Here is a 22,671-nt window from a genome sequence, read left to right as displayed (position 1 = left end):
CAGCAGTAAGCCGTCAATACAAAGGAGTCAACGATGGCAGCAGTACAGAATGTCGGAATCGTCGGAGCGGGAGCCGCGGGACTGACCGCTGCCATCCTCCTGGCAGACGCCGGGGTCCGCGTCGAAATCCTGGAAAAGGCCGACGAACCCCAGCGGGTTGGTTCGGGAATCACCCTGCAGGGGAACGCCCTGCGCGTTTTCAAGCAGCTTGGAGTCTGGGAGCAGGTCGAGGCGAAGGGCTATGCCTTCAGCACGCTCGGACTGCGCGCCCCGGATCCCGCCGGGACCGTCATCGCGGTCCTGGAGGACATCCGGACCGGGGGCGAGGACCTGCCCGCCACCCTGGGCATGTACCGCCCGGACCTCACCGCCATCCTCCGCGAGCGCGCACTGCAGGCCGGCGCCGTGATCACGTACGGAAAGACTGTCACGGGGGTAACGGACGACGGCGGCAGCGTCACCGTCAGCACGGCCGACGGTGCCTCCGCCACCTACGACCTCCTCATCGGCGCCGACGGCCTGCACTCCGCTGTCCGCAAGGCCATCGGCATCGACGTGGAGCCCGTTGGCACCGGCATGGGGATCTGGCGGGCGTTCGTGGAACGGCCGGAGGAGGTAGTCCGCACCGACCTCACCTACGGCGGGCCCTGCTTTATTGCCGGGTACACCCCCACCGGCCCGGACACCATCTACGCCTTCCTGGTCGAAAAGGCGCAGGAGCGCCGGCACGAGGACGGCCCCCGCATCATGGCTGAACTCGCCGCAGCCTATGGCGGCCCGTGGAATGAAATCCGCGAAAACCTGGATCACACGGCAAACATCAACTACACGAGGTTCACCAGCCACATCGTGGACGGACCGTGGCACCGGGGCCGGACCGTCATCATCGGGGACGCCGCGCACAGCTGCCCGCCCACGGTGGCGCAGGGCGCCGCCATGGCCCTGGAGGACGCCGCCGTCCTGGCTGAGCTGCTTATCAACGCCGACCACATCACGGAGACGCTCTGGAAGGAGTTCTCCGACCGGCGCCTGGACCGGGCGCGCACCGTGGTGCAGGGCTCGGTCCAGCTGGGCCAGTGGATGCTTGACGGCGTCCGGGACGCCGATGTGCCGGGCCTGATGCACTCCCTCTCCACCATGCTGAAGCAGCCCGCATGAGCACCCGCCCTCTGGAAGAACTTCGGGAAGAAGCACCCACGGTGGACGTCCACGCCCACATCCTGCTTCCGGCCCTGCAGCAGCTGGTGGCTGAGGCCGATCCCGAAGGCTTCGGCGCGCAGCAGGGCTTGGAGGTACGGCGCAACGGACCGGAATCGATGGCCGCCTCGGGCCGGATGATCCAGGAGCGCTGGCCGCAGCTGACAGACCTGGACCGCCGGCTTGCTGACATGGATGCCCAGGGCGTGGACGTGCAGCTGGTCTCGCCGTCGCCGTCGCACTTCTACTACTTCGCCGGCCAGGAGCTGGCCCTGCAGCTGGCGAAGGCCGCCAATCAGGCGGTCCGCGAGTTCGTTGCCCGGGCGCCGGAGCGGCTCAACGGCCTGGGCCTGGTTCCGCTGCAGCACCCGGCGCTGATGGTGGAAGCCCTGGAGCACGCGGTGCTGGAATGCGGTCTGCTCGGGGTGGAACTCGGCTCGTTCGCGGCAACGCCGGACAACCCGGCACGCAGCACCGTCGAGCTCTCCGACGCCCGGCTCGAACCATTTTGGAGCCGGGCGGAGGAGCTGGGCGCCCTCGTGTTCCTGCACCCCTTCGGCTGCTCACTGGATGAGCGACTGGACCGGTTCTATCTCGCCAACACGGTGTCCCAGCCAGCCGAAAACGCCGTGGCCCTGTCCCACCTGATCTTCAGCGGAGTCCTGGACCGGCACCCGGAACTGAAAGTCCTGGCCGCACACGGCGGCGGCTACCTTCCCACCAGCCTGGGCCGCTCCGACCACGCGTGGAGGGTCCGGCCGGAGGCACACGGCTGCGCCCAGCCGCCGTCGTCCTACCTAAAGAAGCTCTATTTCGACTCACTGGTCCACAGTGCCGCCGAGCTGCGAGCGCTGGTGGCCGCCGCCGGCCCGCAACGGGTGCTGCTCGGCTCGGACTACCCCTTCGACATGGGCTCCGACCATCCCGTACGGGAAGTCCGTGACGCCGGTTTGCCAGCAGCGGATGAAGCCCAGGTCCTGGCGGGAAACTCCGCCGCGCTGGGCATCACGGCCGCTTCAGTCCCCGCCCGCCGCACAGCCTAAGGAACCTTCGCCATGGTCAAGATTGCACGCTGGAATCACGACGGCGGGACGCAGTCCGGTTTCGTAGACGGCGTCAGCTGCTACGCCCTGCCCGCGGGCCAGGGCGTCCAGACCCTGTTGGAGTCAGGACTCACGGAAACCCTGAATCTTGCCGGGCAGACCATTGGTTCCGTCCCTGCTGTTCCGCTGGCTGATGTGCACCTGCTCGCCCCGCTGGTGCCCGCCACCATCAGGGACTTCGTGGCGTTCGAGGAGCATGTTGAAGGGGTGCGGAAGAGCATCGACGGCGTGGCCGGCGTGGTGCCCGAATGGTACGAGGCGCCCACGTTCTACTTCACCAACCCGCACACGGTGACCGACACCGGCGAGGTGATCGGTATTCCGGCCGGCTGTACGGACCTGGACTTTGAAACGGAAGTGGCCGCCGTCGTCGGACGCGTTCCCGGAAGTAGCGGCCGGAACCTGACCGCGGAGGAGGCGCACCGCCATATCTTCGGCTACACCGTCCTCAATGACTGGTCCGCGCGGGACCTGCAGCGCCGCGAAATGAAGGTCAGCCTCGGGCCGTGCAAGGGCAAGGACTTCGCCAACACGCTGGGCCCTTGGATCGTCACTGCCGACGAGTTCGAGGACCGGCACGATGCCGAAGGGTTCCTGCCCATCTCCATGGCTGTCGAGGTCAATGGGCAAGCCATCGGGCAGGACCTGCTGTCCAACATGGGCTGGCCGTTCGCGGAACTGGTGGCGTACGCGTCGCAGGATTCGGTGGTACGGCCAGGCGACGTCCTGGGCTCCGGCACCTGCGGCACGGGCTGCCTCGCCGAGCTCTGGGGCCGGAATGGTTCAAAGACTCCCCCGCCACTAAAGACCGGCGACGTGGTGCGCATGACCGTTGAAGGCATCGGGACCATCGAGAACACGGTGGGTGCCCGGCGGGAGGCGGTGACCCGGGTTCCTGCCCGGCGGCGGCCGCGCAACCGGGTTGCATCTGCGGCTCCTTCCGGGGCCTGATGGTCTCCCTCCAGCTTCCTGCTCGGACCGTTGTCCTCTTACGTGACAGGGGCCGAGATCCCGGTGGACGGCGGCCAGTCAGGCCACGGCGGGGCAAAGTCCGTCGCTGACGCCCTGCGCCACGTACCCTTTCGGGAAGTTTCAGCGGTGCCCTGATGTTTTAGTAAATGGATTCCGGGTCCAGGATCGAACCTAAGGAAGGAGTTTCCGGCCATGCGAACCAGGGTGGCGGTCGGATATGACGGCTCGGATGCGTCCAAGCTGGCCCTTCGATGGGCTGCGGAATACGCCGCGTCGTCCCAGGCGGTGCTGCGTATCATCCATGCCTGGATCTGGCCCATGTTCACCCACCATGTAGGTCCTGTGAAGGGCGTGGCGGACAGCGGCCTTCGCCGCGCGGCCGAGGATCTTCTGGCCGAGGGCGTGGAGCTTGCGCGCGGGATCTCACCCAGGTTGGAGCTCGAACCGCGAATGGTTGCCGGCCTGCCCGCCGACGTCCTGCGCCAGGAAACCCTTGATGCGGACCTGCTGGTGGTTGGCAGCCGCGGCCTGGGCAAATTCCTCGGCAAACTGGTGGGGTCTGTTTCCGTTGACCTGGCAGGGGCGTGCCCCTGCCCCGTACTGGTGGTCCGGGCCGCACCTGAGGAAGGAAAACCCGTGGTCGCCTGCCTCGACGGCCGGGTGAGGAGCAGCAAAGTCCTGGAGCAGGCTGTCATGGTGGCCCAGACCCTGCAGACGAAGCTGCGGATTGTCCACGTTGAGCCGCAGCTGCCGAAGGGGCGGCATGCTCCCTCGCAGTTCCATGGACGCGACGTCCTCCACAACGCCGCGCTCCGGGCGCAGGAGCTCAACCCGGATCTGGCGGTATCGGAGGAGCTTCTCTCCGGCCAGCACGTGGCGGCTGTGCTGGCTCAGGCCGGAGCGGACGCGGCGCTTCTGGTGTTGGGTGCCCACGGGCGCGAAGGACATAAGGGAACGCTGACCTACGTTCTGACCCACGCGCGATGCAACGTCATGATCGCGAGGTAGCGCAGGCAGCAGTGACGAAGTCATAAATGCGGTGCCTGAGCACGTCACCGGTGTCGACCTTGAGGACTCCGTTCCGCCCGCCTGCCGTGACGCGGAAGGGCAGCAGCGTTCCTATCTTGTCCTCTGCCACAGCGTGCGGATCACAGCGCGCCGGGCGGATGGCCAGAGACAGCTCCACCGGTGGACCGCCAGCGGATACCTGAACACCGCGCGGCCAAGGCCGGGCCGCGTCCTCCGCAATCAGCGTTGTGCCGTCGATCCGGTCAATGCTCAGCACCTCCTGCCCTTCAAGAGCCGGCTTGGGGACGATAAGGACACGCACGACGGCGGTTGTCCCGTCGTCTGCGACCACCAGCTCGGGGGACGGCTGGAAGGCGGCAATCTCACGAACTGCCTTGTCCAGGCACATCTCGCTGTTGTTCCGGGCAAGGACCCCAAACGGGTCCTCAACCGTAAGCGGCCCGGCCCCGTGGCTGTCGGGGCGGGTGCTGACACGTACGGTGGGCCGGGTGTCCGGGCTGTTGCTGCCTGTCCCGGTACCCCCGCTTGTTTCCGTGCAGCTGGGCTCCGGCAGCTGGGCGGGCAGGCTCTTGGGCTGCTTGGGCGGCAGCACGGTGCCTTCGGCGGGAGCGTGCCACCTGATGCCAGAGCTGAACAGGGCGCTGTCCAGCTCCGCGTCCGTCACTGTGACAGGATCGGCGGTGTTGTTGGTGAGCTGGATTTCAATGATCCGCTTGCTGTAGTTGTCCCTGAACTGGTTGAGGGAGGCCGTGAGGGCAGGAGTGGCGCTTACTTCGGGCCCTGGCTGCGCGCCATCGCTGCTGCAGCCCTGAAGTGAAGCCAGCAGCGTCAGCAGGACAGCCGAAGCGGTGACGAAATGCATCCGCGGAGCCAGCTGTGAGTGACTCATCCTTGTAGTCTAGACCGCGGATTTTCCCTGCGTCATGAGGTCCTTCAGCAATGGCCGTGTCATATGGAACGTTCCACCAACTGTTGATACTCTCGATCCAGCAGAAAGGTTGTGTGTAATGGTTCGAGGGCGTGTCACCCTTCATGATGTCGCCGCCGAGGCGGGTGTTTCCAAGAGTTCCGTATCAAATGTGATCCGGAACCAGCCTCATGTTCGGGAGTCGGTCCGGAAGCGGGTCTACGATGCCATCGACAAGCTCGGGTACCGGCCGTTGGCTATCGGACAGAACCTGGTCACGGGCAGTACCGGTGTGGTGGCCCTGGCGATACCAAACTTCGCCCAGCCCTATTTCGCCGAGGTCGCCCGGGCTGCCGTAGCCGCTGCCTCGCGGCACGGACTCCGGCTCATTGTTCAGCAGACAGATAATGACCTGCTGCGTGAGCGGGAGGTTGCCGACGCGTGGAACCTTGGGGCCGCTGACGGCTTGATTTTCAGCCCCTCCACCATCACGGATGAGGAGATCGAGGAGCGGCGCGGCGGGATGCCCCTGGTCCTGCTCGGCGAGCGTTCCAAGCTCAAGAGCGTGGACCGGGTGGGAATCGACTCAGTGGCCATCGCCAAGCTGGCCACCCAGCACCTGATTGAGCAGGGCCGCCGGCATGTGGCCATGATCGGACACAAAGACACCGGGGACCCCTTCGTCGTTTCCGAGCGAGAAGAAGGGTTCCATAAGGCATTGGCAGAAGCCGGACTCGCTGAAGCAACACCGATCGGCTACGTGCAGGACTGGACGCGCCAAGATGGCGAGGCGGCTATGGAGGCCCTCCTGGAGCGGGGGGACAAAATCGACGCCGTCTTCTGCGCCAATGACCTGCTGGCCCTGGGGGCCATGAAAACATTGGCGAAGCGCGGCATCGCAGTACCCGCCGAGGTGGCCATTATTGCGGTGGACGACATCGAGGAGGCGTCATTTGCCAACCCTGGACTCTCCAGCGTGTTCATCGACCGGACCTGGATGATGGACAAGGCCTTCGCCTTCCTCACCGCCAGACTCAACGACCCCCTCTCCCCGCCCCAGCAGGTGGACGTTCCGTTCCGGCTGGAAGTAAGGTCATCCACCGGCGCCTGACCGGTCCGGGGCTTCGGAGCCCCGGACCAGTGCGGCAACTCACCGTTCTCCCTTACGGGGTCGGTTTCGGGTGAACCTGGAACGGCCGCACTTGCTTGTGTCAGGACGGACTTGATTTACGTGACGTCGATAAGCGTCCATTGCTGGTGGCCGGCGCCACGGTAGAGCTGTTGCTCCGCGGTGGTTCCGTCAGTGGTGGCTGCTGCGGTCAGGCCGAGGGCGTAGGTGGAGAAACGGTTGGTGAGGGCGACTTTTCCGATGCTTAATGGTGTTATTGCCCATTGTTGTTGCAGGACGTCGGCGCTGGAATAGATCGCTGCCTTCTCGCCGATGGTCCGTGAGCGGAAACCGATCTCGAGGACCTTTCCGCTATTGGCGTCCCTTAGCTTGTAGTAGCCGTCGACGTCGGCGGTCAGCGTCCAGCGCTGGTTCGCGGCGTTGGTGTCGGGGGCAAGGACTACGGCGGCCCTGTTGGCAGTGGAGCCGTTGAGTACGGTTAGTGCCTTCCCGGTGGCGGGATTGATGAGTTTGTAGGCGCGGTTGGGAGCGATGGCGAACGACTGCCGGACAGGCTTTGCGGTGCGGCCGCCCACCCGCAGGCCGGCGACGTTGGTGTAACCGCCGGAGCCAGCCTTGGCGGTGAGCCGGATGAACCCCGCTGTGACCGGGGCCCACTGGGCGAGCTTCGGGGTGGGGCCGGTGGCCCAGGTGCCGGACGCGACGGTTGTGAATGTCACGCCGTTGGTGCTTGTGGAGATCTCGAAGGAGGTCACGTCGCCGTCGGTGCCGTTCGCGCGGTTCCACTGCTTGGGAAGGTACTCCAGGGTGCTGACACCGGTGTAGATTCCGCCCAGATCAAGCGTTATGGACACTGGAGCGGTGAGTTCGCCGGTGCCTGGCCAGGTGGACCAGCAGGTTTGCAGTTTGTTGTCGGCGCGTCCGTCGATCGCGAAGTACGGGGGTTCGGGATCGCGGAACGCGGAGGCGTAGGCCGCCACGGGAGTGATCAGGTGTTCGGCACGGAGAGGCTGCGCCGGGAGTGCGCCGCGTGCCGCGTTGGGGGCCCAGGCCGCGCCGACTTCAGCGAGGCGGGCCACCACATTGGGGTCCAGCTTGCCGTTCCGGTTGGGTGGGCAGTTGAGAATAAACGAGGTCCACCTCGATTCGAGTTCGGTGAGGTGAGTGATGATGGCGTCCTTGGACATCAGTCCTTCCGTGGGGGTTGAGGGGTGCCAGAACCAGCCGTTGCTGATGGTCTGGCCCTGCATCCCGGCCCACGTGTTTCCGGCCGGCGCGGTGATCCCGAAGGGTTCTTCCCAGAAGATCGCGTCGGCCAGCCAAGGGGTGAGGACGGCGCAGATGTCGATGATGAGGCAGTTGGGCTGGAGGGTTTTGACCAGGTCGCGGACCCGCTGCATCGGGACCTGTTGGTGGCCCATTTGCCAGGCGTAGCCATCGAGCATCAGGACTTCGATCTCGCCGTAGCCGGTGAGCAGTTCTCGGATCTGGTTCAGCACAAAGGTGATCTGGGGTAAGTCCACACCCGCGGCGGGGTCGTTGACATGGTACCCGCCGGTGGCCTGCACGGGATAGGTCCGGTCCCAGATGGAGAAGTAGAAGCCCACCTTCAGTCCGCGCGAGCGGAACGAGTCCACGTACTGCCTGACGACGTCGCGCTTGTAGCCGGAGTTCATGACGTTCTGGCTGCCGTATTTGGTGGGCCACAGCGCGAATCCGTCATGATGCTTGGTGGTAAGCACCCCGTAGCTCATCCCTGCCGCGAGAGCGACGTCGGCCCACTGATCGGTGTCCACCGACGGCGGTGCGAAGATCCCGGGATTCTGATTGGGCGCAGCCCATTCCTGGTTGGTGTAGGTGCCGAGGTTGAAGTGGTTGAACATACCGAAACGCATGTCCATCAGCTTCTGCAGGAGATCCTGTGTATCCCACCCGGTAGCTGTTGTCAGCACCTCAGCTGCTGTGGCTGGTGATATTCCGCCGCCGGCGGACGTGGCCAGCAGACCTGTAGCCGAGGCACCGGCTGCGCCGAGAAAGTGCCGGCGGCCAAAATTTCGTGACGTCAATGTCTAGCTCCAAGTTTGATAAAGGTCCGCACCAGCACTGTGAGCGCAAACAAGTTTTCAGCGATACATCCGATGTTATGGGCAAATTTGAGGGTGTCAATAGGATCACGTTCCCGGAGGGCGCCACAACTGAGAGCCGAGCAATCGTCATAACATATGATGTTTCTTGACAAGGGGCCGATGCGCAATCATGATGTAGATCACGGTTTGGAACGGTGCAAACCATCACTAGCCATTCAACAGCCCCCCAAGGCTAGAAGCAACCGTTTGGAACGCTACAAATCTCCCCGTACTCAGAATGCGCCAGTGGACGCCGTCTTTGGGTTTGGAACGTGACAAATAATCTCGAAGGAGAGAAATTATGAATTCGAAGTATCTGGCGCCTGCCACAGTCAACGCGAAGGTCCGCCGTGCCGGTCGTATCGCTGTAGCCCTGATCGCGTTGACTTCGGTGGTTGGCGTAGCGGGCTGTTCCTCACAGTCCGGAGCCGCGACCTCCAGTGATGGCAAGACTGTTCTGAAGGTATATGGGTGGAAGGGCGGCGATGCTGAACCGGCCAACATGGAGAAGGTCAACAGCGCCTTTGAGCAGGCGCATCCGGAAATTGACGTGCAGTTCGAATACGTTCCGGGAAACGATTCCTACACCCAGCGCGTTCAACCTGAACTCCTCGCCGGCAACAGCGCCGATGTCATCATGACGGACTCAAGCAAGGTCCAGGACTGGGGTTCTGCCGGGTACTTGGAGGATCTTGGCGGCAGTGACTGGTCCGATTCGGTGATCCCGGCAGTGAGCCCCTTCATCCAGGAAGAAGGCACCACCTACGCGCTGCCGATGGAACTGATAGGCATCGATCTGTACGCGAACCTGGATCTGCTGAAGAAGGCAGGGGTGAACGAGGTCCCCGCAACCTACCCTGATTTCGTAGCAGCACTGCAGAAGCTCAAGGACGCGGGCATCACCCCGCTCTCGCTGCCGAACAAGGGCGGCTGGACCGGCGCGTCGGTCGTCACCGCGATCGCGGCCACCAAGGTCTATCAGGATGATGCTGACTGGGACAAGAAGTTCCTTGATGGGTCATCCTCCTTCAGTGATTGGAAGAGCTCGGCTGATCAGATGATGGAGCTCCAGAGCAAGGGCTTTGTTGATTTCTCAACCGAACTTGGCGTCGATGAGTGGGGCCAGGGCCTGGCCGACTTCACGTCCGGCAAGAGTGCCTTCTGGTTCCAGGGCGCATGGAACCAGTCCGCCGTCACCAAGGCCGGCATCAACAATGTGTTCATCCCATGGCCCGCCGGCGACAAGGGCCAGGAGTCCTCGGCGAACCTGTTTGTGGGAACCATGTGGAGCATCAACGCCAAGTCCAAGGTCAAGGACGCCGCGAAGGAGTACGTGGAGTTCTGGTCGGACAGCACCAATGCTGCACCGTTTGTGGAGGCTGAAAACGCGGTAACCCCGTTCAAGGACGGCAAGACCCCCAGCACCCTCGCCACCAAGGACTTCGTGGCCGCTGTCGACGCGGGGCGCTTCCACATCCTGCCCTCAGACAGCTGGTTCGCAGCTGCCGGGGAGAAGCAGATGCAGCAGGAAACACAGTCACTCTGGCTCGGCCAGGTGGACGTCAACCAGTACGTGTCGAACCTCGACAAGCTCCGGGACATGAAGTAACCGCAGCCCACTTACCGCGGACGGCGCTGTTTCGTACGGCGCCGTCCCGGCTTCCATTTCGACTTCCAAAGGTATACCCGTGATCCATCGCCGGCCTATGACGGCCTTCCTCTTCCTCGCACCAGGGTTGGCACTTTACGTGCTGATCGTGATCTACCCGCTGCTTCAGGGGTTCTCCCTCAGCACCACCAACAGCAAGGTTGGAAACCCGGGGAAATTCATTGGAGCCGAGAACTACGTCGACGCCTTCGCTGACCCGGTGGTGACCGGGGCCCTCCTCCGCACCGTGCTCTACGCAGTGGTTGTGGTAGTCGTTCAGAACGGCGTGGGTCTGTGGCTGGCCCGGGCACTGTACTACCGGTTCCGGGTACGCCGGCTGACCAGCATCCTTGTTCTGCTGCCCACGCTGATGTCCGCAGTTATGGCTGCGTTCGTGTGGACGTACCTTTACGCCCCAAACGGCGGGATCAACACCATGCTGCGCAGTGTGGGTCTTGATTCCCTGACCCGGGTATGGCTCGGGGATCCCTCCACGGCGATTTGGGCCATCGCGGTGGTGAACATCTGGATGTTCGCTGGTTACTCCTGTGCGATCTTCCTTGCCGGTTATAGCGGCTTGCCCGGGGAGCTCCTGGACGCAGCCCGGGTGGACGGCGCCTCGGGATGGCGGCGGTTCGCCAACGTGGAATGGCCCCTTTTGGCCCCCGCTCTCACTGTCAACGTCACGCTGTCCCTGATCGGTTCACTGAAGGTCTTCGAGCTGCCCCTGGTGATGACCAGCGGCGGCCCGGCCGGATCATCAACCACTCTCAGCCTGCTGATTTACGAGCAGACCTTCGGCGGCCAGGGCACCTTCGCCTACGGCACCGCCATCGCCATCATCCTTCTGGTCGTCGTGGTCGTGCTCGCCGCCGGAACCCAAACGCTCCTGCGGCGCCGAGAGGACCTCATCTAATGACCGCCCCCATCACAGAAGTACAGGCCACCCTCAGGGCTGAGCCCCTGCCGCAGCGCCCGGGCCCGCTCCCCAAACGTTCCCGCGCCGGCGGTGCCGGAGCCTACTGGGCAGGGAACATCGCCTTGGTCATAGTTGTGGCAGCCATCATCGTTCCGTTCTTCTTCACCCTGCTAACGTCCCTCAGGACCAGCCAGGACGTAGCCAACGACCCGCTGGGGTTCCCGTCCTCGCTGACGCTGGAGAACTTTGCAGCGGTCTTCCAGAAGATGAACTACGGACCGGGGCTGCTGAACTCCATCGTCATCCTGGTCTTCTCCCTGCTGGCCACCATCCTCCTCGGGGCGTTGGCCGCCTATCCCCTGGCCCGTGTCTCGAGGAACTGGACCTCATGGGTGTACCGGCTTTTCATTGCCGGATCAACCATCCCCGTCTTCGTGCTGATCGCACCCCTGTATCTGCTTCAGCGCGACCTTGGCCTGTTGAACAGCCACGTCGGCGTGATCCTGGCCTACGCCGCCCTGAACCTTCCTGTGGCGATCTTCTTTTACACCAGCTTCTTCCGCCAGATCCCCATCGAGCTTGAGGAAGCAGCAGCCCTCGACGGCGCAAGCCCCGTCCGGATCTTCTTCACAGTTCTTTTCCCCCTGCTGCGCCCGATCACCGCGACTCTGGCGACGTTCCTGACCCTCGCCATCTGGAATGACCTCATCATCCCGCTGGTCTTCCTGCAGAACCCAGCCTTCAAGACCGTGATGGTCAACGCCTACTCGCTGATCGGCACCTACTCCATTGACCCGACAGTGCTGTTCCCCGCAGCCCTGCTGGGCGTCGCCCCGCTGCTGGTCGTCTTCATGTTCCTGCAGCGCCAGGTCGTGGACGGCCTGACCATGGGCGCCGTCAAGTAGCCATCCCGCACCACCCTGCATCACCTCCCCCGATGAAAGGAACTCGACAATGCCGTTGACCAAACGCCGCTTTCGGCGAAGGCCCTCCCGTGTCCACTTGCTGGCCACACTGACCGCTACGGCGATCTGCGCGGCAGCAGGCCTGGCAGGAGCCGCTCCCGCCAGTGCCTTGAACACCAGCTACTACCTTGACTGCTCGGCATCAACAAACGGTTCAGGAACGCAGGCGTCCCCATGGAACGCCCTGAGCTCCGTGAACGCCGTGACCTTCGGGGCGGGCGACAGGATCAACGTCCGGGCCGGTACCTCCTGCACCGGCCAACTCACCGCGAAAGGGTCCGGCGCCAGCGGCAACCCCATCCTCCTGGGCAGCTACGGCACGGGGGCAAAACCCATCCTCGACGCCGCCGGAGCAACCGGTGCCGTGATTCTGCTGCAGAACGTCCAGCAGTGGGAAATCAGCGGCCTTGAACTGCGCAACCAGGCCAGCAGCCCCGACTACCGTTCCGGGATCCTCGCCATCAATTCTTCAGGTACCACGCTCAACCACCTCAAGATCAGCGGCATGACCATCCGCAACATCAGCGGCTGGTCCGGCGGCTGGTACTCCACCAACGCCGGCGTCGGCATCCAAACGAACCACACCAGCACCGTTTCGACCTGGAACGACATCCAGGTCAGCGACAACACCTTCGAGAACGTTGACCGTATCGCCGTCGCCGTCACCCCGGATCATGACGGGGTAGGCACGGGCCTGAGTACTGGGGTGAAAATCCAGCGCAACACCATCCGCTACTCCGGCGGCGACGACATCCTGGTCGTCAAAGGCCAGGGAGCCCTGATCGAAGGCAACGACACAGCCTTTGGTGGCGCGAAGTCCATCAACGCCTGCCCGCCCAGCGGCCAGTACTGCAACGGCGCCTCGGCCGGGATCTGGATGGCCGGGTCCAACGACACCCTTGTCCAGGGCAACAGCGTGGTGTGCAACGTCAACGAAGCCGACGGTCAGGCTTTCGACGTGGACTGGGGCAACCACAACACCACCGTCCAGTACAACTACGGCCGCAACAACCGCGGCGGCTTCATCCTCATCATGCCGCCGATCAGCGTCTCCAACGAGCCCACCTCCCGGGTCCCCTCCGACGGCACCGTGGTCCGCTACAACGTCAGTGAAGACGACGCCAACACCACCGGCTGTCCCCTGCAGCCTGCATGGAACGGGCCACGGGACGTCATCCACTTCGCTGGCTCGATCGCGAACAGATCCGGAAGCAGCACCGCCCAGCCGGACATCTACAACAACACCATCTTCATTCCCTCCAACAGGGGTACCTACGTGGTGGGCAGCCGCAGCGGCGTGAACGCCTCCGGGTCTTTCCTTTTCCGGAACAACCTGGTGGAAAACTTCGGCACCGGCGGTTACGTCCAAACAAGCGGCTCCACCTACGCCAACAACTTCATGTACGGGAACCGGCATTCCACCGAACCGGCGAACTCCGGAACGATCATCCTGGACCCGCAGCTTTCCGGGCCGCTGCCCACCGCAGCCCAGGCCTCCTCGGGGTCCGCCTCGTTCAAGATCCGGCCCTCCTCCCCGGCCATCAACGCCGGAGTGACAATCGCGAACAATGGCGGCAGGGACTTTACCGGAACACCCCTCCCCTCCAAGCCCACCGTCGGCGCCTTCGAAAGCACCGGGACGCTGGTCTCGAACCCCGGCTTTGAAACCGGAACCCTGTCCTCCTGGACAACCTCTGGCAATGGCACCACGTCCCAGGCCACCGGGACATCACCAGCGGCAGGAACCACCTCGGTGCAGACGGGCCCAACCAACAGCGGCATCCAGCAGGCCATCAACGGGCTGAGCCCGAACACCACCTACATGCTCACTGCCTCCCTGAAGGTTGCAACGGCCGGAGACCAGATCGCACTCGGGGTCAAGGACTTTGGTGGAGCCGAAACCTACGTCCGCACCACTTCAACCGCGTGGGCGCAGCAGACGGCGTACTTCACCACAGGTACTTCCAACACCAGCGCAACAATCTACTGCTACAAGAACACCGGCAGCGGAGCAGGACACTGCGACAACTTCGCAGTCCAGGCAATCTCCTCCCCCGCGAACCTGGCCAACAACCCAGGATTCGAAAGCGGGTCCCTGGCCCCCTGGACACTCAGCGGAGGCGGCGCAGCCGCGGCAACCTCAGCGGCCAACACCGGAACCTACGGCCTGCTGACCGGAGCCGCCAACAGCGGTGCCAACCAGAGCATCACCGGCCTGGTCCCGGGCGCCAGCTACGTGCTGTCCGGTTTCCTGCGCGCAGCACCGGGGGAAGAGATTGCCCTCGGCGTCAAGGACATGGGCTCAGCCGAAACGTACCAGCGTGTAGGCGGGTCAGCGTTCGCCCCCGCCAGCGTGCGCTTCACCGCCGGAACGAACGTCACGAGCGCCAGCATCTACTGCTACAAGAACAACGGATCCAGTGCCGGCGCCTGCGATGACCTGCGGCTGACGCGCATCGGCTAACCACCCCTGCAGTGCGCGGCCAGGACCCCTCATTTCCTGGCCGCGCACTCACACCTGCCCTTCCACACGAGAGACACAGCACGCATGACGCAGCAGCTCAGCAACATCCGCATCCGAGACCCGTTCATCCTGCACCTGCCGAGCCGGTCCACCTATTACCTGTTTGGAACCACGGACGATCAGCCCTGGACCGGCCCCGGAACCGGCTTTGACTGCTACACCAGCTCTGACATGGAAGATTGGGACGGGCCCATCTCCGCGTTCCTCCCGCCCCTGGACTTCTGGGGCACCACACAGTTCTGGGCCCCGGAGGTCTACGAATACAACAGCAGCTTCTTCATGTTCGCCACCTTCGCTGATGACCACGGCCACCGCGGCACCCAGGTACTAAAGGCCGACGAACCAACCGGGCCGTACCTGCCTTGGAGCGACGGGCCTGTCACTCCCGCAGACTGGGCATGCCTGGACGGAACCCTTTACATCGACACAGCGGACCGGCCATGGATGGTTTTCTGCCACGAATGGCTCCAGATCAACGACGGCGCCATCTACGCCCAGCGCCTCTCTCCGGACCTGAAGACAGCAATCGGCCTGCCGTTCTTCCTTTTCAACGCCTCCGAAGCTGCCTGGAGCACTCCCCTCCCTGAGGGATCCCCGGAAACCCCCAACTACGTCACTGACGGGCCCTTTCTTCAGCGAACCAGCAGCGGGGAATTAGTGATGCTGTGGTCCAGCCACGGAAAAGATGGCTACGCCATGGGCCTGGCCCGGTCAAAGAATGGCACCATCGAAGGTCCCTGGGACCACGACCCCGAACCCTTGTGGGCCGAAGACGGTGGGCACGGGATGTTCTTCCATCCCTCCCCCAACCAATCCATCCTCGTCTTCCACCACCCCAACGACCTCCCCAACGAACGAACCAAAATGATCGAAATCGCCGGCTTCGAAACCGGCAGCACGGCTGAACGAAGTGCGGCCCATTTATAGCACTGCCTCAATCACAGTCCTCGGTTCAACGCGAGGCCGGCATCAGCGCGACCGAGCCCGGTGGCCATGCCGTAATGATCTCCGACGCCGGACGAGCATCCCTTCACCGGACCTTGGTGAAGGGATGCTCGTGCGGGGCGGCGCCGCCCCGCCGTCGTGCTCAGTCCTCAAAGGCGGCCAAACTACGACCCCGGACCTTTCCCTGACGTTGCACCCTGGACTGCCAGCGCGTCAGGAAGCTCTCCATCCTTGTAAGAGGCGTTCGTGTCCGAAGAGACGTCCGTTTCCGAAGAGGACTGTGCCGACATGGCATGGACAGGGGCCAGTGCCAGTTCGGGGGCAACCGTGGATCCTGTGGCGGCGGAGCCCTGGGAGGGGTCTGCCGGGGCGGGTGCCGCGTGGGCGGCGAGCACACCCGTCTGGTGCCTGATCTTCAACCGGTAAAGGAGCGCGCCGCCTCCGGTGACGGCGCCGACGAACAGGACGCCGCCCCACTGCAGGTACCACTCGAACGGGGGCACCGAGTTGTAGATTTCCGGGCGTGGCCAGATCAGGTTCAGCGTCATGGCGCCGCCCCACAGCACCGCCACGATGTTCACGGGCAGCCCCCACTTGCCCAGGCTGAAGCCCGGCTCCGTGCTGTCGTCCGCCAGAGGCCACTTCTTCTGGAACCGCTTGCGGAGCAGTGGAACGGTAACCAGCAGGTAGGACAGGTAGATCAGGACAATGCTGATGCTGGAAAGGATGGTGAAGATCGCTGGCTGGGAGACGTTGACGATCAGCGGAATGATGGCGATGATTCCGATGACGATGGCCGCCACCGTGGGCGTCTTCCGCTCGGGATGCACCTTGCTGAGCTGGCGGCTGAAGGGCAGGTTGTTGTCCCTGGCCATGGCGAACATCATGCGGATGGCGGCGGCGTGAACGGCCAGGGTACAGACGATAACGGCCACGACGATGCACACCAGGAACGCCTTCCCGAAGGGGCCTCCCAACACGGAGAGCACGATGTACTGCAGGCCGCCGTCGGCAGCGCCCAGCTTGGGGTCGTTGAGGTCGGGGGCGGCCAGGAGTCCGCCAAGGAGAATCAGGCCGCCGAGGATGAAGGACGCCGTGATTGCACGGAGGATGGCCTTGGGGGCAGTCTTCTTCGGGTCCTTCGTCTCCTCGCCGAGGGAACTGGCGGTGTCGAAGCCATACATCACGTAGCCGGAGGCCATGGCGCCGATGAGGAACACCCCGAAGAAGCCAAGGTCGTGGTCCATGCCGTAGCCTTCGGTGCTGAAAAGGACTTCCGGTCCCCGCACCACATGCCAGGCAAGGGCCAGGATGAGGAGCGCGGCGGCAGCGAGCTCCACGAAGACGCCGATGCTGTTGATTCGGGTCATCAGCTTCACGCCGAAGGCGTTGATGAGGGTGGAGATGGAGATCATGATGCTGGCGAGCAGCACGCCGTTGAGGGCGAAATCGTAGGTGCCGGTGCCGTCGCCGATGATCTGGAAACCGGACCAGATCTGGGGCAGGGTGAGCTGCAGTGCAAGGGCCACGGCTCCCAGCGCCACGATCGAGGAAATGAGCAGCAGCCAGCCGGCCAGCCAGGCGAATGTCCCCGACGAGAGCCGCTTGGCCCAGTTGTACACCGAGCCGGCTACCGGGTAGCGGCCGGCCAGCTCAGCGAAACATAGCGCCACCATCAGCTGGCCGGCGAAAACGAGGGGCCAGGACCACGCATAGGCGGGGCCGGCCATGGAAAAGCCAAAGTAGAAGAGTTGGAATACGCCGGTGAGGATGGAGATGTAGCTGACTCCTGCCGCGAAGCTGGCGAACTTGCCGATGCTGCGGTCCAGTGTCTGGGCATAGCCGAATTCGTCCATGCCGCTTGCGTCTGCACGCTTTGTGGGTTCTAACATCCGAGCTCCTAAGTGAGAAAAGCACGATGGTGATGACCCGCGGCCGCCATTGGACGCGGGTTTATATCAGGGCCGGGCACCGCGCTGGGCAGCACCCGGCCGTTCCCCCATTGCCGTTGCTTATTCGGCCGGACCCGCCCCCGTTCCGTCCGAAGATGAGCCGAACCAGCCGCTGGGTGCGGGCTGGATGTTCTGCCAGATATGTTTTGCCTCGCGGTATTCATTGAGGCCCGCGCTGCCAAGTTCACGGCCAATGCCGGACTTGCCGAAACCGCCCCACTCCGCCTGCGGGACGTACGGGTGGTAGTCATTGATCCATACTGTTCCGTGCCGGAGGGCGCCCGCAACACGCTGCGCTTTTGACGCGTCCGAAGTCCACACCGCCCCCGCCAGGCCGTACTCCGTGTCGTTGGCGATGGCAACGGCTTCGGCTTCGGTCCGGAATGTCTCAACGGTCAGCACCGGGCCGAATGACTCCTCCCGCAGCACGCTCATACCCGAGCGGCAGTTGCCCAGCACGGTGGGCGGGTAGAAGAATCCGTCCGCGAGCGTCCCGTCGTCGGGGATGTAGCCGCCGCACAGAAGCTCAGCGCCCTCCGCGATGCCGGCCTGGACATAGGCGTGGACCTGCTCGCGGTGCTTGGCGGAAATGAGCGGACCCGTTTCTGCATCGGGATCAAACGGCCCGCCCATCCGGATGTTTTTCGCCCGTTCCACCACTTCGGCAACGAAGCGCTCCGCGATGGTCTCCTCGACCACCAGTCGCGCCCCTGCCGAGCAGACCTGGCCGGAGTGCAGGAACACAGCTGTCAGGGCATTGTCGATGGCGGAGTCCCAGTCGGCGTCAGCGAAGACGACGTTGGGGTTCTTTCCGCCGAGCTCGAAGGCGACGCGCTTCACGGTCTCCGCGGCGGCCGCCATGATGGTCTGGCCCGTGGCCAGGCTTCCGGTCAGGGAGACGAGATCCACACGCGGGTCCGAACTCAAGAGAGGACCCACCCTCGATCCGCGTCCCGTGACCAGGTTTGCGACGCCGGCGGGAACCCCGGCCTCTGCCAGCGTTTCCATGAGCAGGATGGAGGTGGACGGCGTGAGCTCACTGGGCTTGAGCACGAAGGAATTTCCCGCGACGAGTGCCGGTGCCACTTTCCAGGCCGCCTGGAGTAGCGGGTAGTTCCATGGTGCGATGAGGGAACAGACGCCAAGCGGTTCGTAAACCACGCGGCTGATGGCGTTCGCCCGGCCCGTGTCGATGACCCTGCCCGCATCCAGGCCCGCTATCTTGCCGTAGTAACGGAAGCACGCGGCAATGTCGTCAATGTCGTATTCCGCCTCAACGAGGCGCTTGCCGGTGTCCAGCGCCTCGGCCCGGGCATAAGCCGCCTTGTCCCGCTCAAGCAGCCCGGCGATGCGAAGCAGGACCTCGCCGCGTTCGATGTCCGTCAGCCGGCGCCACGCGCCGCCGTCGAACGCTGCCCGGGCACTGGCGATCGCCCGCTCCGCGTCCTCGACGGTTGACGAGGCGACAACTGCCACCTCGCGCCCGTCCGCCGGGCAGCGCACAACTGTTGTCCCGCCGTCGGATGTCTGTTGCCAGGCGCCGTCAAAGTACAGGCCCTTAATGGCCTCCTGGCCTTTCCCGACGTGGTGGATTTGCTCAACGGTGGCGGTCATTGTTTCTCCTTCTCCAGTCCATCAATCATGCCTAGGCCCTTGCCTTACGGGCAGGTGCAGTTGCAGTACCGGCGCCATTACGCTCTGTGCCGTCCTTTTCAAGGGGAGAGATCCCGTGGCGGTAGAACTCGGCGTGCTGGGGGGCCAGCGGTGCCTTCCCGGCGATCAGGTCGGCGGCCTTCTCGGCGAGCATCATGACGGGCGCGTAGATGTTGCCGTTGGTTACGTACGGCATGGCCGAGGCATCCACAACGCGGAGGCCCTGGGTGCCATGGACGGACATGTCGAGCGGGTTCACCACGGCCATCGGATCGGACTCCGGGCCCATCTTGGCGGTGCAGGAGGGGTGCAGGGCGGTTTCGGCGTCCTTGGCCACCCAGTCCAGGATTTCCGCGTCGGTCCTGACGCTTTGTCCGGGTGAGAGCTCCCCGCCGCTGAAGGGCATCATGGCGGATTGGCCCAGGATGTCGCGGGCCACGTGGACGGCTTCCACCCATTCGCGGCGGTCCTGCTCCGTGGAGAGGTAGTTGAAGATCATGGACGGGTGGACGGTGGGGTCGGTGGACTTGATCTTCAGGGTGCCGCGGGCATCGGAGTACATGGGGCCGATGTGCACCTGGTAGCCGTGCTTGGCGTCCGCCTTCTGGCCGTCGTAGCGCACCGCCACGGGCAGGAAGTGGAACATCAGGTTGGGGTAGGCCACGTCGTCGTTGGAGCGCACGAACCCGCCGCCTTCGAAGTGGTTGGTGGCCGCTGGGCCCTTGCGTCCCAGCAGCCACTGCAGGCCGATCAGGGGGTAGCGCCACAGGTCCAGGTTTGGCTGCATGGACACCGGCTGGGTGCAGGCGTGCTGGATGTAGACCTCCAGGTGGTCCTGGAGGTTCTCGCCGACGCCGGGGAGGTTGACCACGGGATTGATGCCCAGGGAGTTCAGGTGCCCGGCTTCGCCCACACCGGACAGCTGCAGCAACTGTGGGGTGTTGATGGCGCCGCCGGACAGGATGACCTCGCCGGCGTTGACCACGTGGGTCTGGCCGTTGCGGCGGTAGGTGACGCCGGTGGCAACGGTGCCCTTGAAGTTGACCTTGGTGACCATCGCCCTGGTCAGCACGGTGAGGTTCTGGCGGCCTGCGTTGGGGCGGATGTGCGCCCTGGAGGCTGAGAGGCGCTGGCCCTTGTGGACGTTGCGGTCAAAGGCAGCAAAGCCCTCCTGGCGGTAACCATTGACGTCGTCGGTCAGGGGGTAGCCGGCTTCCTGGGCGGCCTTGAAGAACGCCTGGAAGAGCGGGTTGGTGGCCGGACCGCGTTCCAGGACCAGCGGGCCGTCGTGCCCGCGGAGTTCGTCGTCAGGGTCCGCTGCCAGGGCGTTTTCCATTTTGTTGAAGTAGGGCAGGCAGTGGGCGAAGTCCCACGTGTCCATGCCGGCGTCAGCGCCCCACCGCTCGTAGTCGAGGGGGTTGCCGCGCTGGAAGATCATGCCGTTGATGGAGCTGGAACCGCCCAGGACCTTGCCGCGGGCGTGGGCCACGCGGCGGCCGCCCATGTACGGTTCAGGATCGGACTGGTAGCGCCAGTCGTACAGCGGGTTGCCGCTGGGGAACGTCAGCGCGGCGGGCATCTGGATGAAAAGGTCCCAGGGGTAGTCGCTGCGTCCGGCCTCGAGAACCAGGACGCTGCTCTGGCCTCCTTCGCTCAGCCGGTTGGCGAGCACGGAACCCGCGCTTCCGCCGCCGACGATGACGTAGTCGTAATGGGTTTTTGTCATGCTGAAAACTCTCCTTCTACCTGGTGCAGAACAGCCGCTGGGGCTGATGGTCCTTCATGCGGGGGCTGGCGGTACATCGCCGAGCCCCGGAAAAGCCTTGAAATTCCTGCGTTACTTGATGCGCACCGTTACCGGCAATAGGCCGATGCTGATCTGGGTGTGCCGGGTGCGTTGCCGGGGACCGGCTGCGCTGCCGGGGCCGCCGGCCATGCTGTTGAAACTGCGGCCACGTGGTGTGGTGTAGGTCATACTCATGCAGACTAGTGCACCTTGAACAAGTGTTCAATAGTTTGACTGAACAAGTGTTCAAGATTTAACGGCGATGAAACACAGCGGGGTGAACTGGACGCCCAAAGGCCCCAGCGGGGGCTAATTGTGACGGGCAGTAAGTCATGGAAAGGCCAGGGCACGGCGACGCCAGGGCGGACGCTTTCGGTGTCAGCGGAAAAGTGTTCCAGCAAGCGCGAGTGTAGCGTTTAGGGCCCCCTGACCGGGCAGTTTTGCGGGCGGGTCTTACGGGAATCTGAGAACTCAGGAATGCCGGGATTTTGACGCACGCTGAATTTGTCTGAACGGCGGCCGGTCGAGGACCGGCTTACGGGCACCCCAGGACCTGATCTCACCCTGGCTCGGAAGCCCCCTCCCCCGCAATGGATTGGCACGGCGGCCTGTCATCTGTACTCTGACTTGCTCACCCTCCACTGGATCCAGTGAAACAATCGCGATATGACGCATGTGATCGTTCGGGCTACTGCGGTGCGATGGGCAGACGACGACTTCCCGGGATGGATCGAGGTCGACCTTGTCGACGCGGAGGGTCGGACTCATCGGATCGTTGAGAAGGTCCCTGTCCTCACCAGAGCCAACATCACGGCGGCGTCGACGTTCCCGCTTGAACTGTGGATACAAGCTGAGTTCGAGCGCATGCAGGGTGGCGCTATCTTGGTACGGTTTGCCCATGGCGTAGAAACCACCGATGGCCTTGACCTGATCGGAATGGAGGGGCACGCCGTCCGCTGGCTTTGACGTCCGATACGGGCTCGGGAAAACTAAGAATCAGGGCGGTGCACGGGACTGACAAACCTAAGTCAACAGTCCACTGCACTCGTTTTGTACTTACGCGGGATCCAGTGCAAACGACTCCTGAAACGGACACTTTCGGCAGTAATCGGCGACGTTTTCACAGCGCTATTTGGCGCATGGGTAGCCCGCAAGGGGATGGGCTTACGTGCCCAGTGGGGGCATTTATCGGAGGTGACATAACAACGACTACCGCTGCGATTCACACCTCGGGCTTAGTGTGGATCGCACTGATGTATTCGTTTTCTTCTGATGGCCTGAAGGGATTTGGCGTGCTGGACCACATTGACCACAACCCCGGTATCGTCGCTCGCGTCGCGCAGCACGTGATCGAAGAAGACCTGGGCTACGAGGCGGTCGTGCTTGCCAATCGAGCCGATATGCCTACCTGGCAATTGGAAATCCAGAGGCCGCTCGACCCGGACGACCAGGATCGCCGGCTTGGTCTTGATACCTATTGCCTGGTACTGCCCACCGGAGCTACGGCCTACGGATGCTTGGCTTCGGCGAGTGTTTCTGGGCAACGCCTTCGCTTGACCTTTCCTGCGGATCGATTGACGGAGCTCGGGCTCACCGACTCGACGCTCGAGCTCCAGCTCGAGCTGGAAGCGGCATCCCTAGATGTGCTCGTGACTGGCTTGCGCCAGGTGCTCGGTTCGCCACGCGGTCCCGCCCTCGGCGGTCTCCTGACGTGATTCCCAAGGGGCCCCTTCAGTCGAAGAAAAGCGTCCGCTCAAGGTTCGGCTACCGGGCCACCAAGGATGCGGTGATCGACCGGCTTACGGGCACGGCTATC

At 63.9% G+C, this 22,671-nt stretch carries 18 protein-coding genes; 12 read left to right on the top strand and 6 right to left on the bottom strand.

Annotation, left to right across the window (positions count from 1 at the left end):
* The first annotated feature begins 33 nt into the window (after nt 1-33).
* From M1E17_RS00695 to M1E17_RS00680, 4 genes are all read left to right on the top strand, one after another.
* Nucleotides 34-1,158, top strand: coding sequence for an FAD-dependent monooxygenase (locus M1E17_RS00695; protein ID WP_457964732.1), 1,125 nt, complete (start codon nt 34-36; stop codon nt 1,156-1,158).
* On the top strand, nt 1,155-2,240 hold the full coding sequence (locus M1E17_RS00690; RefSeq protein WP_457964731.1) for an amidohydrolase family protein: 1,086 nt from the start codon (nt 1,155-1,157) through the stop codon (nt 2,238-2,240). The genes M1E17_RS00695 and M1E17_RS00690 overlap by 4 nt, the downstream gene beginning before the upstream one ends.
* Nucleotides 2,241-2,252: 12 nt before the next feature.
* Nucleotides 2,253-3,251: a fumarylacetoacetate hydrolase family protein gene (locus tag M1E17_RS00685; protein ID WP_457964729.1), complete on the top strand. Its 999-nt coding sequence runs from the start codon at nt 2,253-2,255 to the stop codon at nt 3,249-3,251.
* Between the two features lie 213 nt (nt 3,252-3,464).
* Nucleotides 3,465-4,280 carry a universal stress protein gene (locus M1E17_RS00680; RefSeq protein WP_457964727.1) on the top strand — a complete coding sequence of 272 codons (816 nt, stop codon included), beginning with the start codon at nt 3,465-3,467 and terminating at the stop codon, nt 4,278-4,280.
* Here the strand turns inward: M1E17_RS00680 and M1E17_RS00675 are convergent.
* Entirely contained in the window at nt 4,264-5,190 is a 927-nt protein-coding gene (locus tag M1E17_RS00675) for a hypothetical protein (protein ID WP_457964725.1), read from the bottom strand. The two genes, M1E17_RS00680 and M1E17_RS00675, sit on opposite strands and share 17 nt — an antisense overlap.
* Nucleotides 5,191-5,308: 118 nt before the next feature.
* Here M1E17_RS00675 and M1E17_RS00670 point away from each other — a divergent pair, with 118 nt between their 5' ends.
* On the top strand, nt 5,309-6,319 hold the full coding sequence (locus M1E17_RS00670) for a LacI family DNA-binding transcriptional regulator (RefSeq protein WP_457964724.1): 1,011 nt from the start codon (nt 5,309-5,311) through the stop codon (nt 6,317-6,319).
* A gap of 116 nt (nt 6,320-6,435) precedes the next feature.
* On the opposite strand, the gene M1E17_RS00665 is transcribed toward M1E17_RS00670, so the two are convergent.
* Entirely contained in the window at nt 6,436-8,403 is a 1,968-nt protein-coding gene (locus tag M1E17_RS00665) for an alpha-L-fucosidase (RefSeq protein WP_457964722.1), read from the bottom strand.
* 361 nt (nt 8,404-8,764) lie between these two features.
* On the opposite strand from M1E17_RS00665, the gene M1E17_RS00660 reads away from it, so the two are divergent.
* The 5 genes from M1E17_RS00660 (at nt 8,765) to M1E17_RS00640 (ending at nt 15,446) form a co-directional block, all read left to right on the top strand.
* A complete protein-coding gene (locus M1E17_RS00660) occupies nt 8,765-10,072 on the top strand; it encodes an ABC transporter substrate-binding protein (protein ID WP_457964720.1) in 1,308 nt (435 codons plus the stop codon).
* A gap of 79 nt (nt 10,073-10,151) precedes the next feature.
* Nucleotides 10,152-11,027, top strand: a complete 876-nt coding sequence (locus M1E17_RS00655) for a carbohydrate ABC transporter permease (protein WP_457964719.1) — start codon at nt 10,152-10,154, stop codon at nt 11,025-11,027.
* On the top strand, nt 11,027-11,935 hold the full coding sequence (locus M1E17_RS00650) for a carbohydrate ABC transporter permease (RefSeq protein ID WP_457964717.1): 909 nt from the start codon (nt 11,027-11,029) through the stop codon (nt 11,933-11,935). The genes M1E17_RS00655 and M1E17_RS00650 overlap by 1 nt, the downstream gene beginning before the upstream one ends.
* A gap of 49 nt (nt 11,936-11,984) precedes the next feature.
* The gene (locus M1E17_RS00645; protein WP_457964715.1) at nt 11,985-14,459 is read left to right on the top strand and encodes a carbohydrate binding domain-containing protein; all 2,475 of its coding nucleotides are present in this window, start codon (nt 11,985-11,987) and stop codon (nt 14,457-14,459) included.
* Between the two features lie 84 nt (nt 14,460-14,543).
* Nucleotides 14,544-15,446, top strand: a complete 903-nt coding sequence (locus M1E17_RS00640) for a glycoside hydrolase family 43 protein (RefSeq protein ID WP_457964714.1) — start codon at nt 14,544-14,546, stop codon at nt 15,444-15,446.
* 182 nt (nt 15,447-15,628) lie between these two features.
* Here M1E17_RS00640 and M1E17_RS00635 read toward each other — a convergent pair whose 3' ends face one another.
* The 4 genes from M1E17_RS00635 to M1E17_RS00620 all read right to left on the bottom strand — a co-directional run bounded on the left by M1E17_RS00635 (nt 15,629) and on the right by M1E17_RS00620 (nt 21,050).
* Nucleotides 15,629-17,356 carry an APC family permease gene (locus M1E17_RS00635; RefSeq protein WP_457964712.1) on the bottom strand — a complete coding sequence of 576 codons (1,728 nt, stop codon included), beginning with the start codon at nt 17,354-17,356 and terminating at the stop codon, nt 15,629-15,631.
* 120 nt (nt 17,357-17,476) lie between these two features.
* A complete protein-coding gene (locus tag M1E17_RS00630; RefSeq protein ID WP_457964710.1) occupies nt 17,477-19,030 on the bottom strand; it encodes an aldehyde dehydrogenase family protein in 1,554 nt (517 codons plus the stop codon).
* Between the two features lie 31 nt (nt 19,031-19,061).
* Nucleotides 19,062-20,795: a choline dehydrogenase gene (gene betA, locus M1E17_RS00625; protein WP_457964709.1), complete on the bottom strand. Its 1,734-nt coding sequence runs from the start codon at nt 20,793-20,795 to the stop codon at nt 19,062-19,064.
* A gap of 111 nt (nt 20,796-20,906) precedes the next feature.
* Nucleotides 20,907-21,050, bottom strand: coding sequence for a hypothetical protein (locus M1E17_RS00620; RefSeq protein WP_457964707.1), 144 nt, complete (start codon nt 21,048-21,050; stop codon nt 20,907-20,909).
* A gap of 471 nt (nt 21,051-21,521) precedes the next feature.
* On the opposite strand from M1E17_RS00620, the gene M1E17_RS00615 reads away from it, so the two are divergent.
* Nucleotides 21,522-21,821 carry a hypothetical protein gene (locus M1E17_RS00615; protein ID WP_457964705.1) on the top strand — a complete coding sequence of 100 codons (300 nt, stop codon included), beginning with the start codon at nt 21,522-21,524 and terminating at the stop codon, nt 21,819-21,821.
* Between the two features lie 287 nt (nt 21,822-22,108).
* On the top strand, nt 22,109-22,570 hold the full coding sequence (locus M1E17_RS00610; protein WP_457964704.1) for an Imm10 family immunity protein: 462 nt from the start codon (nt 22,109-22,111) through the stop codon (nt 22,568-22,570).
* Nucleotides 22,571-22,671 lie beyond the last annotated feature (101 nt).

This window comes from Arthrobacter sp. D1-29, assembly GCF_054130585.1.
The sequence above is the reverse complement of the archived record's forward strand: the minus strand, read 5'-3'. Positions and strand labels throughout refer to the sequence as shown.

What these genes read in the sequence shown, in the direction of transcription:
- M1E17_RS00695 (WP_457964732.1), top strand. Translation starts at nt 34, where the DNA reads ATGGCAGCAGTACAGAATGTCGGAATCGTCGGAGCGGGAGCCGCGGGA.
- M1E17_RS00690 (WP_457964731.1), top strand. Translation starts at nt 1,155, where the DNA reads ATGAGCACCCGCCCTCTGGAAGAACTTCGGGAAGAAGCACCCACGGTG.
- M1E17_RS00685 (WP_457964729.1), top strand. Translation starts at nt 2,253, where the DNA reads ATGGTCAAGATTGCACGCTGGAATCACGACGGCGGGACGCAGTCCGGT.
- M1E17_RS00680 (WP_457964727.1), top strand. Translation starts at nt 3,465, where the DNA reads ATGCGAACCAGGGTGGCGGTCGGATATGACGGCTCGGATGCGTCCAAG.
- M1E17_RS00675 (WP_457964725.1), bottom strand. Translation starts at nt 5,190, where the DNA reads ATGAGTCACTCACAGCTGGCTCCGCGGATGCATTTCGTCACCGCTTCG.
- M1E17_RS00670 (WP_457964724.1), top strand. Translation starts at nt 5,309, where the DNA reads ATGGTTCGAGGGCGTGTCACCCTTCATGATGTCGCCGCCGAGGCGGGT.
- M1E17_RS00660 (WP_457964720.1), top strand. Translation starts at nt 8,765, where the DNA reads ATGAATTCGAAGTATCTGGCGCCTGCCACAGTCAACGCGAAGGTCCGC.
- M1E17_RS00650 (WP_457964717.1), top strand. Translation starts at nt 11,027, where the DNA reads ATGACCGCCCCCATCACAGAAGTACAGGCCACCCTCAGGGCTGAGCCC.
- M1E17_RS00645 (WP_457964715.1), top strand. Translation starts at nt 11,985, where the DNA reads ATGCCGTTGACCAAACGCCGCTTTCGGCGAAGGCCCTCCCGTGTCCAC.
- M1E17_RS00640 (WP_457964714.1), top strand. Translation starts at nt 14,544, where the DNA reads ATGACGCAGCAGCTCAGCAACATCCGCATCCGAGACCCGTTCATCCTG.
- M1E17_RS00635 (WP_457964712.1), bottom strand. Translation starts at nt 17,356, where the DNA reads ATGTTAGAACCCACAAAGCGTGCAGACGCAAGCGGCATGGACGAATTC.
- M1E17_RS00630 (WP_457964710.1), bottom strand. Translation starts at nt 19,030, where the DNA reads ATGACCGCCACCGTTGAGCAAATCCACCACGTCGGGAAAGGCCAGGAG.
- betA (WP_457964709.1), bottom strand. Translation starts at nt 20,795, where the DNA reads ATGACAAAAACCCATTACGACTACGTCATCGTCGGCGGCGGAAGCGCG.
- M1E17_RS00620 (WP_457964707.1), bottom strand. Translation starts at nt 21,050, where the DNA reads ATGAGTATGACCTACACCACACCACGTGGCCGCAGTTTCAACAGCATG.
- M1E17_RS00615 (WP_457964705.1), top strand. Translation starts at nt 21,522, where the DNA reads ATGACGCATGTGATCGTTCGGGCTACTGCGGTGCGATGGGCAGACGAC.
- M1E17_RS00610 (WP_457964704.1), top strand. Translation starts at nt 22,109, where the DNA reads ATGTATTCGTTTTCTTCTGATGGCCTGAAGGGATTTGGCGTGCTGGAC.